General features: G+C 61.1%; 15 protein-coding genes. 4 read left to right on the top strand and 11 right to left on the bottom strand.

Going from position 1 to position 13,901, the window contains the following annotated elements; genetic code table 11:
* Positions 1 to 206 precede the first annotated feature (206 nt).
* Together gabT and ACTG27_RS10270 are read right to left on the bottom strand one after the other, a co-directional pair.
* On the bottom strand, positions 207 to 1,496 hold the full coding sequence (gabT, locus tag ACTG27_RS10275; RefSeq protein ID WP_421339092.1) for a 4-aminobutyrate--2-oxoglutarate transaminase: 1,290 nt from the start codon (positions 1,494 to 1,496) through the stop codon (positions 207 to 209).
* A 124-nt stretch (positions 1,497 to 1,620) separates the two neighbouring features.
* Positions 1,621 to 3,084, bottom strand: coding sequence for an NAD-dependent succinate-semialdehyde dehydrogenase (locus tag ACTG27_RS10270; RefSeq protein WP_421329311.1), 1,464 nt, complete (start codon positions 3,082 to 3,084; stop codon positions 1,621 to 1,623).
* Between the two features lie 416 nt (positions 3,085 to 3,500).
* Here ACTG27_RS10270 and puuR point away from each other — a divergent pair, with 416 nt between their 5' ends.
* Positions 3,501 to 4,103: an HTH-type transcriptional regulator PuuR gene (gene puuR / locus ACTG27_RS10265; protein WP_005350120.1), complete on the top strand. Its 603-nt coding sequence runs from the start codon at positions 3,501 to 3,503 to the stop codon at positions 4,101 to 4,103.
* Between the two features lie 45 nt (positions 4,104 to 4,148).
* Positions 4,149 to 5,426 (top strand): NAD(P)/FAD-dependent oxidoreductase, encoded by a 1,278-nt coding sequence (locus ACTG27_RS10260; RefSeq protein WP_429098330.1) that lies wholly within the window; start codon positions 4,149 to 4,151, stop codon positions 5,424 to 5,426.
* Positions 5,427 to 5,553: 127 nt separating this feature from the next.
* On the opposite strand, the gene ACTG27_RS10255 is transcribed toward ACTG27_RS10260, so the two are convergent.
* The 5 genes from ACTG27_RS10255 to ACTG27_RS10235 form a co-directional block, all read right to left on the bottom strand.
* Entirely contained in the window at positions 5,554 to 5,802 is a 249-nt protein-coding gene (locus tag ACTG27_RS10255) for a DUF3297 family protein (protein WP_005338226.1), read from the bottom strand.
* Between the two features lie 112 nt (positions 5,803 to 5,914).
* Positions 5,915 to 6,343, bottom strand: coding sequence for an N-acetyltransferase (locus tag ACTG27_RS10250; protein ID WP_429098332.1), 429 nt, complete (start codon positions 6,341 to 6,343; stop codon positions 5,915 to 5,917).
* Positions 6,344 to 6,428: 85 nt separating this feature from the next.
* Complete coding sequence (locus ACTG27_RS10245; protein ID WP_227096060.1) at positions 6,429 to 6,908, bottom strand: TIGR00645 family protein; 480 nt, start codon at positions 6,906 to 6,908, stop codon at positions 6,429 to 6,431.
* A 192-nt stretch (positions 6,909 to 7,100) separates the two neighbouring features.
* On the bottom strand, positions 7,101 to 8,486 hold the full coding sequence (locus ACTG27_RS10240) for an ATP-binding protein (protein WP_236361488.1): 1,386 nt from the start codon (positions 8,484 to 8,486) through the stop codon (positions 7,101 to 7,103).
* Positions 8,486 to 9,160, bottom strand: a complete 675-nt coding sequence (locus tag ACTG27_RS10235) for a response regulator transcription factor (protein ID WP_040066247.1) — start codon at positions 9,158 to 9,160, stop codon at positions 8,486 to 8,488. The genes ACTG27_RS10240 and ACTG27_RS10235 overlap by 1 nt, the downstream gene beginning before the upstream one ends.
* Positions 9,161 to 9,359: 199 nt before the next feature.
* Here ACTG27_RS10235 and ACTG27_RS10230 point away from each other — a divergent pair, with 199 nt between their 5' ends.
* A complete protein-coding gene (locus ACTG27_RS10230; RefSeq protein WP_103251329.1) occupies positions 9,360 to 10,040 on the top strand; it encodes a bactofilin family protein in 681 nt (226 codons plus the stop codon).
* An 87-nt stretch (positions 10,041 to 10,127) separates the two neighbouring features.
* Here ACTG27_RS10230 and ACTG27_RS10225 read toward each other — a convergent pair whose 3' ends face one another.
* Positions 10,128 to 10,676, bottom strand: coding sequence for a cytochrome b (locus ACTG27_RS10225; protein WP_194495845.1), 549 nt, complete (start codon positions 10,674 to 10,676; stop codon positions 10,128 to 10,130).
* A gap of 288 nt (positions 10,677 to 10,964) precedes the next feature.
* Positions 10,965 to 11,669 (bottom strand): tRNA (N6-threonylcarbamoyladenosine(37)-N6)-methyltransferase TrmO, encoded by a 705-nt coding sequence (gene tsaA / locus ACTG27_RS10220; protein WP_103251331.1) that lies wholly within the window; start codon positions 11,667 to 11,669, stop codon positions 10,965 to 10,967.
* A 213-nt stretch (positions 11,670 to 11,882) separates the two neighbouring features.
* Here tsaA and ACTG27_RS10215 point away from each other — a divergent pair, with 213 nt between their 5' ends.
* Positions 11,883 to 12,881, top strand: coding sequence for an NAD-dependent epimerase/dehydratase family protein (locus tag ACTG27_RS10215; protein WP_439979621.1), 999 nt, complete (start codon positions 11,883 to 11,885; stop codon positions 12,879 to 12,881).
* Between the two features lie 160 nt (positions 12,882 to 13,041).
* Here ACTG27_RS10215 and ACTG27_RS10210 read toward each other — a convergent pair whose 3' ends face one another.
* Positions 13,042 to 13,428 carry a DUF488 domain-containing protein gene (locus tag ACTG27_RS10210; protein ID WP_421296037.1) on the bottom strand — a complete coding sequence of 129 codons (387 nt, stop codon included), beginning with the start codon at positions 13,426 to 13,428 and terminating at the stop codon, positions 13,042 to 13,044.
* A 9-nt stretch (positions 13,429 to 13,437) separates the two neighbouring features.
* On the bottom strand, positions 13,438 to 13,809 hold the full coding sequence (gene rcsF, locus ACTG27_RS10205; RefSeq protein ID WP_013723982.1) for an Rcs stress response system protein RcsF: 372 nt from the start codon (positions 13,807 to 13,809) through the stop codon (positions 13,438 to 13,440).
* Between the last annotated feature and the right edge of the window lie 92 nt (positions 13,810 to 13,901).

Genomic DNA, 13,901 nt, shown 5'->3' with positions numbered 1-13,901 from the left:
GACTGCTGCCAATCTCGCTATCTTTTCCGGGGGTGATCCGGCCTCGTTTATGGGTGTGTTCACTGTCTAAAAAAGAACCGATGCCATTGTTTTACATCGGTTCTTTCAGTGGCGGCGCATTGTGCATTTGCAGGGCCCCCTTGACAAGAAAAAAAGGGGGCAAAATTGCATTTATTTGCACAGGTAAGTGGTCACTTTCCTGCTGGTCAGGCCAGCACGGCCTCCAGTGATTTTTCAAGGAGTTGCAGCCCCTCGTCAATCACTGCCGCAGGGGCTGTCAGGGGGGCGAGAAAACGGATGACATTTGCGCGTACCCCGCATGAGAGTAGGACCAGACCTCGTTTGCCTGCCTCGGCCACCAGTCGCTTGGTAAGGTCGGGATCGGGCTGACTGGCATCACGCCGTTTCACCAGCTCCATGGCCACCATGGCACCGGGGCCGCGAATTTGACCTATGCAGTCAAAACGCTCGGCTATGCGTTCCAGCCCCGCCTTGATCTGCTCCCCCTGATCCAGCGCTTTCTGGTTGAGTTTCTCCTCGTCGATCACCTGCAAGACCGCCAGCGCGGCGGCGCAGGCGATGGGGGAACCGGCATAGGTACCACCCAGGCCCCCCGGCTTGGCCGAGTTCATGATCTCCGCCTTGCCCACCACGGCTGATAGGGGGAAGCCCCCCGCCAGACTCTTGGCCAGGGTCATGATGTCCGGCTCGATGCCGGCATACTCGGTTGCGAAGGTCTTGCCGGTGCGGCAGAAACCGCTCTGGATCTCGTCACAAATCAGCAGAATGCCGTGCTGGTCGCAGACGCTGCGCAGCTTCTGCATAAAGCTCGCGGAGGCGGGATAGAAGCCCCCTTCGCCCTGTACCGGCTCGATAATGATGGCGGCAACGCGGGAGGGTTCTATGTCGGCGCTGAAGCAGAGCTCGAGGGCGTGCAGGGCATCCTCTTCACTTACCCCGAGATAATCGGCGGGGAAGGGGATGTGGTAGACCTCCCCCGGGAAGGGGCCAAAGCCGGTCTTGTAGGGCACCACCTTGCCGGTGAGCGCCATTCCCATCATGGTGCGGCCGTGAAAGCCCCCCTTGAAGGCGATGGTGCCGCTGCGGCCGGTGTGGGCGCGGGCAATCTTGATGGCGTTCTCGACCGCCTCGGCGCCGGTGGAGAGAAACAGGGTGCGTTTCGGGGTCGGGCCGGGCACCAGGGCGTTGAGCTTCTCGGCAAGCTCGATATAGCCCGGGTAGGGGGTGACCTGAAAGCAGGTGTGGCTGAATTTTTCCAGTTGATCGCGCACTGCCGCCACCACTTTGGGGTGGTTGTGGCCGGTGTTGAGCACGGCGATGCCGGAGGCAAAGTCGATGTAGCGGTTGCCCTCCACATCCCACAGCTCGGCGTTTTGCGCCCGGTCGATAAAGACCGGCAGCAGGGTGCCGACGCCGTTGACCACGGCCGCTTCGCGGCGCGCTTGCCACGCCTTGTTTGATTCTGACTGACTCATCTTTCCTCCCTGAGGGGCCATGGCCCCCGATATTCCCTGAAAATGTGGCAGGCGTTTTGGCGCCCATCACCGCCGATCAGCCCATCGGGCCAGATCGGCGGCGCCTTGTCTCTCTGTTGCTGCCCTAGCGGATAGAGCCAAAGCAGAGGTATTTGGTCTCCAGATACTCCTCCAGCCCCTCGGCTGCCCCCTCCCGACCCAGACCCGACTCCTTGATGCCGCCAAAGGGGGCCAATTCGGTCGAGATGATCCCCTCGTTGATGCCGACCATGCCGTACTCCAGCTGCTCGGCGACGCGCCACACCCGGGCGATATCGCGGCCATAGAAGTAGGCGGCCAGGCCATAAGGGGTGTCGTTGGCAATGGCGATGGCCTCGGCTTCGCTCTCGAAGCGTACCAGCGGCGCCACCGGGCCGAAGATCTCCTCCTGCAGGATGGGGTTGGTTTTATCCACCTTGCCCAAAATGGTGGGGCGGTAGAAGAGGGGGCCAGCGGGGTGAGCTTCGCCCCCCAGCAGCACTTCGGCACCGGCGGCGACCGATTGCTGCACCAGCTCGGCCACCTTGCTGGCGGCGGCCGGGTTGATGAGCGGGCCGATCTGGGTGCCCTCCGCCATGCCATCTCCCACCTTGAAGGTGGCAACGGCGGCAGTCAGCTTCTCGGCGAAGGCGTCATAGACGCTGGCCTGTACCAGAATCCGGTTGGCGCAGACGCAGGTCTGCCCGGCGTTGCGGTATTTGGAGGCGAGCGCCCCGGCCACCGCGGCATCGAGGTCGGCGTCGTCAAAGACGATAAAGGGGGCGTTGCCACCCAGCTCCAGCGACAGCTTCTTCATGGTGTCGGCACACTGGCGCATCAGCAGCTTGCCGATACGGGTGGAGCCGGTGAAGGAGAGCTTGCGCACCACCGGATTGCTGCACAGCTCGTTGCCCACCGCGCTCGCCTGATGGCTGGTGACGATATTGATGACACCGGCGGGGATGCCTGCCTGCTCGGCAAGCAGCGCCAGTGCCAGCGCGCAGAGCGGGGTCTCGGCGGCGGGCTTGATGACGATGGTGCAACCGGCGGCCAGCGCCGGGCCCGCCTTGCGGGTGATCATGGCAATGGGGAAGTTCCACGGAGTGATGGCGGCGACCACGCCCACTGGCTGCTTGATGGTGGCCAACCGGCGATCGCCGCTAAAGCCCGGGATGGTGCGGCCATAGGCGCGCTTGCCCTCCTCGGCGAACCACTGGATAAAGCTGGCGCCATAGGCCACCTCGCCCTTTGCTTCCGCCAGTGGCTTGCCCTGCTCGCAGGTCATGATGCGGGCCAGCTCGTCGCTGTGGGCGGTGATGGCGGCAAACCAGGCGTAGAGCTTGTTGCTGCGCTCCTTGGCGGTCAGCGCAGCCCAAGCGGGTTGCGCCGCGTGGGCGGCCGCGATGGCGCGGCGGGTATCCTCGGCATCCATGTCGGGTACCTGGGTAATGACGGCCCCGCTGGCGGGGTTGGTGACCTCGAAGGTGCGGCCGCTGGCGGCCTCGCACCACTGTCCATCTATATAGGCGCGGGATGTGATCAAGCTGGAGTGGGATGTTGTTCCTGACATGAGAAGCCTCGAGTGTGGGTCAGAGCAGCTGGTTGCCGGAGTGAGCCGACCCTTCCTGTGCCGCTGCCGTATAAAATAATAAGCACAGGAAGACCATAATTTGAGCTGAAATGTTTTTCAAGTGTTAAATATATTTGAATTGCTGGGGGGCGCCATGCTAGAAAATGGGCTGTGTAGCGCGCTTTCTGCGGTTCGCTTGCAGGCTGTAAGTGGGCAAACGACCGGGAGATGGTAAATCAGGTGTGCAAAATAATGAACGGTTTTGCTGTGTAACATAGTGAACGGCAAGGGAAAGCTGGTCGGCTATTTTAACCAGCAGGGTAAACAGGCTGCGCCTGATCCGATGCGATCACGCGCAAGCAGGAGAGGCTGATGATGCAAGGATGCAGAGATAGCGCAGCAAGAGGAGGCTTGTGGTGAGCGGGCCACAGAGCCGGGAGGGCGTGGCTCGACCGGTGAGTGGGACTGACGCCGGGGCGCGCACCATGGGGGAACGGCTGGCGGCGGTACGCCATCAGCTGGGGCTCTCCCAGCGGCGGGCGGCCGAGTTGAGTGGCCTGACTCATGGCGCCATCTGCATGATCGAGCAGGACAAGGTGAGCCCCTCGGTCGCCTCCCTGCAAAAGCTGCTCACCATCTACGGCCTGCCGCTGTCGCGGTTTTTCGCCGAGGAGGAGAGCCGCACTCCGGAGGTGGTGATCAAGGCGGATCAGCTGATCGAGCTAGGCAGTCAGGGGGTCTCCCTCAAGTTGGTGCACAACGGCAACAACCGTCGCCAGCTCGGCTTTATGCTGGAAACCTATCCCCCCGGCACCGACACCGGCGGTCAGGTGACCCATCAGGGGGAGGAGGTCGGCACTGTGCTGGAGGGGTCGGTGATCCTGACGGTGGCGGGCCAGAGTTATCAGCTGGAGGCGGGCGACAGCTATGTGATCGACACCGGCGAGCCCCACAGCTTCAGCAATCCGTCGGGGGAGACCTGTCGCATCGTCAGCGCACACACCCCGGCGAGCTTTTAATCCTGACAGTAGTTTGGCAACCGAACCGGTAAGGAAACAGGGATCATGACCGAACATGTAAACAGTTACTACGCAGCCAGCGCCAATAAACACGCGCCCTATCCGACATTGACCGAGCAGCTGGAGTGCGATGTCTGCGTCATCGGTGCGGGCTATACCGGCCTCTCCAGCGCCCTGCATCTGGTAGAGAAGGGCTACAAGGTGGTGGTGCTGGAGGCCGCACGAGTCGGCTTTGGCGCCAGCGGCCGCAACGGCGGCCAGATCGTCAACTCCTACAGCCGCGACATCGACACCATAGAAGCGAACTGCCCGCCGGATCAGGCCAGGCTGCTCGGTTCCATGTTGTTTGAGGGGGGCCAGATCATCCGCGAGCGGATCAAGCGCTACAACATTCAGTGCGATCTGCAGGAGGGGGGGGTCTTTGCCGCCGAGACCGAGAAGCAGCTGCACGAGCTCAAGGCGCAGAAGGCGCGCTGGGAGAAGTGGGGCAACGACCAGCTGGAGCTGCTCGATGCCAAGGGGGTGCGCGAGGTGGTCGCGAGCGATCGCTACGTCGGCGCCCTGCTCGACAAGAGCGGCGGCCATATCCACCCCCTCAATCTGGCGTTGGGGGAGGCGGAAGCCATCCGCATCCAGGGGGGGCTGATCTTCGAACAATCCGCCGTCACCAGCATCACCCCGGGGCAGCCAGCCTTGGTCAAGACCGCCAAGGGGGCGGTGAAGGCGCGCTTTGTGGTGGTGGCGGGCAACGCTTACCTCGGTAATCTGGTGCCGGAACTGGCCAGCAAGAGCATGCCTTGCGGCACCCAGGTGATCGCCACCGAAGTGCTGGGAGAGGAGCGGGCCCGTTCACTGCTGCCGCAAAACTACTGTCTGGAGGATTGCAATTACCTGCTCGACTACTACCGCACCTCCGGCGATCACCGGCTGCTCTATGGCGGCGGTGTGGTTTATGGCGCGCGGGATCCGGCGGATATCGAGCGGCTGATCATCCCCAAGATGCTCAAAACCTTCCCGCAACTGGCTGACGTCAAGGTGGAGTACACCTGGACCGGCAACTTCCTGCTCACCCTGTCGCGGCTGCCGCAGTTTGGTCGCATCGGCCCCAACATCTACTACATGCAGGGCTACAGCGGCCACGGCGTCACCTGTACCCATCTGGCGGGCAAACTGCTCTCCGAGGTGCTGAGCGGTCAGGCGGAGCGCTTCGATGCATTCGCTAAACTGCCGCACTACCCCTTCCCGGGTGGCCGCCTGTTCCGTATACCCTTTACCGCCGCGGGCGCCGCCTGGTACACCCTGCGCGATCGGCTGGGGGTATAAGAGCCGCTCTGCGAGAAATATGGGCTGGTGGGTGCCGCTTAGATAACGCTGACGCCAGCACCAATACCGGAAACAACAAGGCCACCGCGAGGGTGGCCTTGTTGTTTATCAAGCAGTAGCGCGCTGATTAGCTGTAGAAGGCTTCAACGGTGCCCTTGAGTTTGATCAGGATGGGCTGACCACGGCGATCCAGCGCTTTGGGGGAGGGGATCTTCACCCAACCTTCGCTGATGCAGTACTCCTCGACATCGGTGCGCTCTTTGCCGTTCAGGCGAATACCGATCGGGTGCTCGAAGCAGGCGGCCACATAGTGAGGGCTGCGGGGATTGCAGGAGAGGTGATCCGGCAGAGCCGGTTTGGTGCTGGTATCGCTCATCGATATAACCCGAAATGAATAAAAAGTGGGTCATTGTAGAGAATGCCGCCATGGCATTCAAGGCGGCCACAAAACAGGCAAAGCGTGCTCGCCATCGCTATGGGCGACCCGCTTATCCTCGTTGCCAATGCATCACCAGCTCGGGGCGACCGCTATGCTCGCACAGCTGCTGCTCACCCTCTTTGAAACCGTTGCGGCAATAGAAGCGCCGCGCCTGCTCATTTTCGGCGTAGACCGTCAACTCGAGTCGATCATATTGGGCTTTGAGGTGTTTGAGCAGTTGGCGACCCAACCCGTGTGATTGGTGATCAGGGGAAATAAACAGCGCGGCAACAGACCCCTGATACCAGGAGATAAAGCCCAGTAGCTGTCCATCCTCCTCATAGACCCAGCTCTGGCTGGCGGGCAGATAGATGTCCCGCATCGCTGCCCGTTGCTTATGCCAAAAGGCGGCGGGAATAAAGTCGTGGGCCTGCACCGATGCCTGATACCAGAGCTCGACGGCGGCATCCAGATCGGTTGTTAATAATGGACGGATCATAGTGGCCTCGACTGTGAAGAGTGGTCGCACGATATGCCCGATCCATGTCGTGTTATCGGGCATATCGTCTATCGCAGGCTGGCTACTATTTGCGGGTCAGCTTGTCGAGGTAGCCCATGGCGAAGGCCGAGAGGACAAAGGTGATGTGGATCAGCAGGTACCACTTGATCTTGTCGTTGGGGAGGTTTTCGGCATTCATAAACACCTTGAGCAGGTGAATGGAGGAGATGGCGACAATGGAGGCGGCGACCTTGTTTTTCAGGGAGCCGGCATCGAGCTTGCCGAGCCACACCAGTTTGTCGCTCTCATCCCCGACATCGAGGCGCGAGACGAAGTTCTCATAGCCGGAAAACATCACCATCACGATAAGTCCCCCCACCAGGGTGATATCGATCAGCGACAGTGTGACCAGCACCAGATCCACCTCTTTCATCTCCAGTATGTTGGGCAGGATATGGAGGATCTCCTGAAAGAATTTCACTCCCAGTGCCAGCAGTATGAGGCTGAGCCCAAGATAAATGGGGGCCATGATCCAGCGGGATGCGTACATCAATCTTTCAAACATGTTTTCCATAGTGCGATTACAGGTCCATCAAATGGTTAACAAACGAGTCGGCCATAGCTTAACCGAGATGCCTCACATCTCAAGCATCTCGATAGCATATTGCTGAATTGGGTGGTGTCAGGCAGGAGTTTTTAACCCTGGGTAGGGCAGTGCTGCGGGTGGCAGAGGGCCCGTGGTCGGGCCTATCCGCTGTCAGGGAAGGTCCAGGGTAAAGCGGGCGCCGCCGAGGGGGGATTCATCGACCCGGATCTGGCCGCCGTAGCTGTGGACGATTTCGGTCACCACCGCCAGTCCGATGCCCTGACCCGGCGAGCTGTCAGCCCGCACGCCGCGCTGGAAGATCTGTTCCGATTTGGCCGGATCGATTCCCGGGCCATCATCTTCCACTTCGATACGCAGCCGCTCGAGATGGCGGCGCACCGTCACCTTCACTTCGCTGATGGCAAACTTGCAGGCGTTGTCGAGCAGGTTGCCCATCAGCTCCATCAGGTCGCCCTGTTCGCCGTGAAAGAGGGCGTCATCATCGAACTTGAAGTGGGTTTGCAGCTTTTTGTGGCGATAGACCTTGGTCAGGCTGGCCAGCAGTTTCTCGATCAGCGGCACCGGCTCGGTGCCCTTGCTGGCAAGGCGCTGGCGGCCGGTAACGGCCCGTCTGAGCTGATACTGGATCATCTGATCCATGGTGAGGATCTGCTCGTTGATGTTGTCGTGGATCTCCCGCCCCAGCTTCACTTCGCGGGTAGTGATCTGGATCAGCGCCAGCCGGGTTTTCAGGCTGTGGGCGAGATCGTTGAGGGCGTGCTGGTAGCGCTGGGTCTGCTGGCGTTCGTTCTCCAGCAACTGGTTGATGGAGTCGGTCAGCGGGGCCAGCTCCCGCTCAAAATCGCTCGAGAGGTCATCGCGCTTGCCGGCCCGGATATCGTCGATCTGACGGGCGATGGTGCGCAGGGAGCTGAGGCTCCAGAAGGTGGTGAGCAGCAGCAGCCCGGCCAGCAGCATATAGGCGAGCAGCGCCTGTTTGGCGGTCTGGTAGAGGTAGGTGCGTGACTCTTCGTGATAGCGTTTGGCCGAGTCGATCATCACCACGTAGTAGGCGGTGGTGCCGCTACCGGGATTGCGGATAAACCGCAGGCTGTAGACGAAGTAGCTCTCGCCGTTCTTGATGGTGTGCTTCTTGAAGAAGTAGTCGAGATCCATCCCCCCCAGATACTTCATCAGATCGCCGCAGATGGTCTGTTTGGCCTTGATCACCTCCGGCATATGGAGGCTCGACCAGACCAGATCGCCATCGGCGCGGCAGATCAGGGTATCGAGGTTGCGATCCCCCGCACCACGGGATATCCGCCCCAGCTCGACGTTCGATCCCTTGTCATCCGGTTCGGTGGAGGAAAACAGCTTGGCCAGGTTCTCCTGCATCCGGGCGCTGGCCTTCTGGGTCTGCTCTTCGACGTGGCCAAGATAGAGGGCGTAGACGGCAAACCCCATGCTCAGCGCGATGACCAGCAGCGAGCTGAGCAGCAGTTTGATGTGCAGTGAGCTGCGGATCATCTTGATGGGGCGCGGCAGATGAAACTGCATCAGTTACAGGAGAGGTTGAAGATATAACCCTGACGCCGGATGGTGGAGATGGGTTGAATCGTCCCCTCCGGATCCAGCTTCTTGCGCAGGCGGCTCACCATCACCTCGATGGTGTTGGGGTCCCCTTCGCCGTCGCCGTAGAGCTGGTCGAGCAGTTGCTGCTTGGAGACCACCTGACGGGCATTACGCATCAGGTACTCCAGAATGAGGTATTCAAAGCTGGTGAGCACTGCCACTTCACCGGCGATGGTCAGCTCCTTGCGGGAGAGATCCAGCTCGTAATCACCGGCCTTCACCTTGGGCGAGATAAAACCAGCGCTGCGGCGCACCAGCGCATTGAGTCGGGCCAGCAGCTCATCTTTCTGGAACGGTTTGACCAGATAGTCATCAGCACCTGCTTCCAGTCCTTCGACCTTGTCCTGCCAGTTGCCACGGGCGGTCAGCACAATGATGGGGAAGGGGATCTGCCGTTCACGCAGTTGCCGGATCAGTTGCAGGCCGTCCATATCGGGCAGACCGAGGTCGATGATGGCCACATCAATGGGATAGTCGGCGGCGTAGTGCAGTGCAATCCCGGCCTGGTCGGTGCTGTAGACCTGATTGTCGGCTTCGGTCAGCAGAGAGGAGAGGTGGTGATTGAGCAGCTTGTCGTCTTCGACCAACAGAATTTTCATGATGTGAGCGGTCATAGGGATCCAGGCTGTCAATTAGAAAGTGTATGTCGCTTCGAGTCAATTCGAATCCTAATGCATCCCGGCTGTATCGGGACTGAATCAGCGGGACTTCAGAGTTCGCGCCAACTGGTCGTTTAACCATGGTCCGGGTTGTCGATGGCCTGCTGGTCGGCAGTCATGTTGCGAAAGGTTTGATGCGATGAGAGAGATGGCCGGAAGGCTGCTGGCGCGACTGCAACAGCGTGAGCGCAGCGACCTCCTCTATATTGTCTGGCTCTGCTGGGGGGCAGCCTTGCTGCTCTACGTGCTGGGGTCGCCCTGTTTTCTGTGGCCAGTGGCGCCGATGCCGCTGGTTCTGCTTGTGTGGTTGGTGGAGAGAGTACGGATGTTTGGAAGAAACAAAGGTGGTGCGGCTACTGCGTCGGCCGGGGCTACTGTGATTGCAGCCGGTGCCCGCTTCAAGGGCGAGTTGCAGGTGGAGGGGGATCTGGAGGTGCGCGGTCAGATCAATGGCACCATCCAGCTCACCGGTGGTGTGCTGCGCATCATGCAGGGCGGTAGCGTTGAGGGGGAGGTGAGTGCGCCCCACGTGATCATCAATGGTCTGCTGGAAGGCACCTGTACCTCCGCCGAGGTGGAGATCCTGGAGAGCGGCAAGATGCAGGGGATCTTCAAGGGGGGCAGTCTCTCCATCTGCAAGGGCGGCAACTTTGTTGGCCAGTCCCAGCCCACAGTGGCCGGCAAGGCCGATCCCGTGTTGCAAGCCTTGTCTGAAAACAGTTCGTCCGGGAGCAAGCAGCCGGAGAGCAAGAACAATGTGAAAAAGCTGCCGCACGAGCCGAAAGGCAAGCCGACTGAGGAGCTGGCCAAGCAGGCGTGATGCCGTTTGCCAGTAGTGCAGATGACGGTTGTTCAGGAAAACAGAGAGGGGGCCACGATGGCCCCCTCTGCATTTCCCCGTTACCCGTTAGCTGCGGCGTGGCGGCAGCATATTGGTGAGGGTGTTGTCTTTGAGAATATGGTGGTGATAGAGGGCCGCCACCGTGTGCAGGCCGATCAGGGCGTAACCGATATTGCCCAGCGTCTCGTGTACCTCCTTGATCTGCCCCTTGAGGTCTGGACTTGGGGAGAGCAGGGCAGGCAGCTCAAGCCCGAAGAAGGGGATGGGCTTGCCCGCGGCGCTCAGCAGCAGCCAGCCAAACAGCGGGGTGAGAATCAGAAAACCGTAGAGGGCGAGGTGGGCCAGTTTTGCCAGCTTGTGCATGATCGGGGAGAGCTCGGGCACGATACGCGGCGTCGGGCTCATCCAGCGCAGGGCCAGTCTGACAAACACCAGGGCAAAGATAAGCAGCCCCAGCATAAAGTGCCACTCCTTCATCAGATCCCGGCCAGGGTCCCCTTTGGGGAAAATATCGCGAAATTCGATCAGGGCGTAGACGGCGATCATGGCCCACAGGGTCAGCCAGTGCAGCCCGATATTCAGGGTGCCATAACGTTGTTCACTGTTCATCAGCATAGGTTTGTTCCTTCGAAGTGTTGTCACATCCGTGTGGCATCCCCGCACTCAAACGTGTCGGAGCGAGGCCAGATCCTTTGGCGGCAACAGCCGGGCTACCATGCTTGCCATACATCGATAGCCTGCTGCTGGCATCAGTCAGAGAGGAGATGCCCTCTGCTGTCTGCATGGTATCACTGGCAACCGGGTGGATAGTCTGATCAATGCCACACAATTTACAGGCTCATTAAGCCCCTTGTGACGTGAAGAAGGCGTGAAATAGCATCAGTGATGTCGGCCCGCCCAGGTTCAGGCGGGCTCGATGGCCAGCACCACGCAATCCGGCTCGCTGATGCGAAAACGGACGTTGCAGTCAAACAGCCGCACCCCGTACTCCTTCTCATCCGGCTTGCCCTTCTTGTAGGCGGGGCGCGGATCTTGCGCCAGCACTTCGCTCACCAGCTGGCGCAGCTCGGGGTGAGCCTTGAGCCAGGGTTGTAGTTGTTGCTCGGCCGCGGCACTGAAGCTCACCGCCAGCGGCGGGGTGGGGGCGTCGGGGGCAAAGCCGCCACGGGCATCCGGCAGGCTGTCGGCATAGGGAATATAAGGCTTGATATCGACGATGGGGGTGCCATCGAGCAGATCCACCGCCCCCAGCTCCAGCCACAGCTTGCCCCGCTCACGACCAACCCCGTGCAGCTCGACCACCGAGAGGCCTAGTGGATTGGGGCGGAAGGTGGAGCGAGTGGCAAAAACCCCGACCCGCTCGTTGCCGCCAAGGCGCGGCGGCCGCACCGTCGGGTGCCAGCCCTGCGCCATGGTCTGGTGAAAGACGAAGCTGAGCCACAGATGGGAGAACTGCTCGATGCCGCGCAGCACATCCGGCTGATCGTAAGGGGGGAGCAGCTCGAGGCGGGCGCGGGCCGATTTGACCAGACCGGGCTGGCGGGGGATGGCGAACTTCTCCTTGTAGGGAGAGCGGATGATCCCGAGGGTGTCGATTTCGAACTTCATGGCGGATCCTGACTGAAAACCCCGGCAATTTAGCACAGGCGGCCCCAAAACGCAGGCTTGGCCTCAGTACGCCCTTTTCTGCGGCGCTGCCGTGATCCCTGTCCCATCCCGGCCAGTCGGGGGCTGTGCCCGCGCGCCAAGTTGCGTAGGGTGGAGGCAACTGGCGTGTCAGGATGAAATGTGCGCACTCGCGCCGAAGGGGGAGGGAGAGGGATGAAACTGCTGATTATCGGTGGCACCGGCTTTTTGGGGCGCCACCTCACCGCGCTGGCGCTGAATTGGGGCCATGAAGTGACGCTGTTCAACCGTGGCCTGCACCAGCATCCGGACTGGCGCGATCTGGTGCAGCTCACCGGCGACAGGGACAAGAGCCTGAGAGCCCTGCAAGGGGCCGGGTTGCAGTGGGATCTCGTCATCGATACCTGCTGCTATCGCCCCGAGCAGGCGGCAAGCCTCTCGGCAGCCTTGCTAGGGTGCTGCGCACGGCTCATCTTTATCTCCACCATCAGTGTCTATCGCGATTTCTCACTGCCCGGGATGGATGAGTCTGCGCCGCTGCACCCTATCCCCGAAGGGGAAATGCCCACTGACTATGGCCCCCTCAAGGTGTTGTGCGAGCAGGCGTATCGCGCCCGCTGGGGCGAGCGGCTTTGCATCCTGCGCCCGGGCGTGCTGTGCGGCCCCCATGATCCCACCGGTCGCATGGCCTGGTGGATTAAGCGGGTGCAGCAGGGCGGGCCCTGGTTGCTGCCGGGCAGTGGCGAGGATCGCTTGCAGTATCTCGATGTGCGCGACTGTGCCGAGTTTGTGCTGCGTGCGGCCGAGCAGCAGTTGGGGGGCATATTCAACCTGCTCAAACCCGGTATTACCCTGAGTGACTGGCTGGAGCGGCTGAGCGCCCGGTTGCAGCCCGCTAGCCCCATCCAGCCCGAGTGGCAGCCCTGGTCCACCCTGATTGCGGCCGGTATCGAGCCCTGGCAGAGCTATCCCACCTTGCTGCCCTGCGCGCAGGCGGAGTTTGCCGGTTACGGCTCTATAAGCGCCGAGGCGGCCATCGTCCACGGGTTGAATTTCCGACCGCTGGAAGAGACCGCCGCCGACCTTGCCCACTGGCTGGCCATCGAGCCTGCCGCCGGGGTAGCGGAACATGCCATGACTCAGGCCGAGGAGATTTCGCTGCGGCAGCAGTTGCTGGAGCCCAGTCTGCAATAGGAGAGGGGGCATCGAGCCGCTGCTGCCGAAAATTGCTGCAATAGCGCGAACATAACGAGAGAGGGCATCCCGCGGGATGCCCTCTCTGTCTATCCAATGTCTGATGGTTGCCGAATACAGGCTGACGCGATTTCCCATCCCATCGCTGTCGCTCGCCGAGTTAGCGGATGGCGGCCCCCGCGGCTACCAGCAGCTCTTTCAAGATGGCGCGATGGCAGCGGGACTCCTGCTCGCAGTAGCAACCCACCGACAGATTGGTGGTGTGGGAGAGGGCGGCCAGCAGCGCCAGATCGTGCCTGGCGGCAGGTTGCGCCATCTCGGTCTTGTACTGCTTGCCAAACGCCGCCCACTGGGCGGGCGTCTCGGCTGCCTGCCCCAGCTTCATGGTCTCGCTGCTGGGGGCCAAGTTGGGAAACCAGACATCGTACCAATGCTGGCTGGCAAATTCGCTCTTGGGTACGCCGCGGGGCGGGCGGCGCACCGTGCCGATCCGCAGCCCCTCATCGGGCAGGCGCGGGCTGCCAAGGCGAACGATAGCGAGGGCCATGACAGCGGGTTACTTCTCTTCGGCCACTTTCAGCGCCTGCCCGTAGCAGATCACCTGTTTCAGGCAGCCCGGGGTGTCGCTGAACTCGGCGCACTTGTCGATGGTGACGCCGTTGCCACCCATGTCGGCGGCACGGCGGCGGGCCAGGGTGCGCGCTTCACCGGCATTGGGCACCGGCTGGTTGGCATCGGCCTGGCAGGATTCACCCTCGATGGTGCCGAGGTAGAGGTAGTTGAGGTCAGCCAGCTCATCCTGTTCATAGATGCGCACGCTACCAGGTTTGAAGTATTCGTCGAAGTTCTCTTTATCCAGATTGCTGTTGAAGGCGTAGTTGGCACAGCCGGAGGCAATCAGGGGCATCATCAGGATCAGGCGTTTCATCGTCTCGTATCTTGTGTCGGTGATGAGGACAGTAGAAATGCGCAGGCGCTCCATGTCGGCATCTTGTTGAATAATGAGGGGGACATTATAGG

The sequence above is a fragment of the Aeromonas sp. 97A genome (assembly GCF_051919185.1).
GTDB classification, from domain to species: Bacteria; Pseudomonadota; Gammaproteobacteria; order Enterobacterales; family Aeromonadaceae; genus Aeromonas; species Aeromonas veronii.
Note: the sequence above shows the minus strand (reverse complement) of the source record. Positions and strands in the feature narration are given on the sequence as shown.

Coding starts and splice junctions, on each gene's coding strand:
- gabT (WP_421339092.1), bottom strand. CDS start 1,496: ATGAGTCAGTCAGAATCAAACAAGGCGTGGCAAGCGCGCCGCGAAGCG.
- ACTG27_RS10270 (WP_421329311.1), bottom strand. CDS start 3,084: ATGTCAGGAACAACATCCCACTCCAGCTTGATCACATCCCGCGCCTAT.
- ACTG27_RS10260 (WP_429098330.1), top strand. CDS start 4,149: ATGACCGAACATGTAAACAGTTACTACGCAGCCAGCGCCAATAAACAC.
- ACTG27_RS10255 (WP_005338226.1), bottom strand. CDS start 5,802: ATGAGCGATACCAGCACCAAACCGGCTCTGCCGGATCACCTCTCCTGC.
- ACTG27_RS10250 (WP_429098332.1), bottom strand. CDS start 6,343: ATGATCCGTCCATTATTAACAACCGATCTGGATGCCGCCGTCGAGCTC.
- ACTG27_RS10245 (WP_227096060.1), bottom strand. CDS start 6,908: ATGTTTGAAAGATTGATGTACGCATCCCGCTGGATCATGGCCCCCATT.
- ACTG27_RS10240 (WP_236361488.1), bottom strand. CDS start 8,486: ATGCAGTTTCATCTGCCGCGCCCCATCAAGATGATCCGCAGCTCACTG.
- ACTG27_RS10235 (WP_040066247.1), bottom strand. CDS start 9,160: ATGAAAATTCTGTTGGTCGAAGACGACAAGCTGCTCAATCACCACCTC.
- ACTG27_RS10230 (WP_103251329.1), top strand. CDS start 9,360: ATGAGAGAGATGGCCGGAAGGCTGCTGGCGCGACTGCAACAGCGTGAG.
- ACTG27_RS10225 (WP_194495845.1), bottom strand. CDS start 10,676: ATGCTGATGAACAGTGAACAACGTTATGGCACCCTGAATATCGGGCTG.
- tsaA (WP_103251331.1), bottom strand. CDS start 11,669: ATGAAGTTCGAAATCGACACCCTCGGGATCATCCGCTCTCCCTACAAG.
- ACTG27_RS10215 (WP_439979621.1), top strand. CDS start 11,883: ATGAAACTGCTGATTATCGGTGGCACCGGCTTTTTGGGGCGCCACCTC.
- ACTG27_RS10210 (WP_421296037.1), bottom strand. CDS start 13,428: ATGGCCCTCGCTATCGTTCGCCTTGGCAGCCCGCGCCTGCCCGATGAG.
- rcsF (WP_013723982.1), bottom strand. CDS start 13,809: ATGAAACGCCTGATCCTGATGATGCCCCTGATTGCCTCCGGCTGTGCC.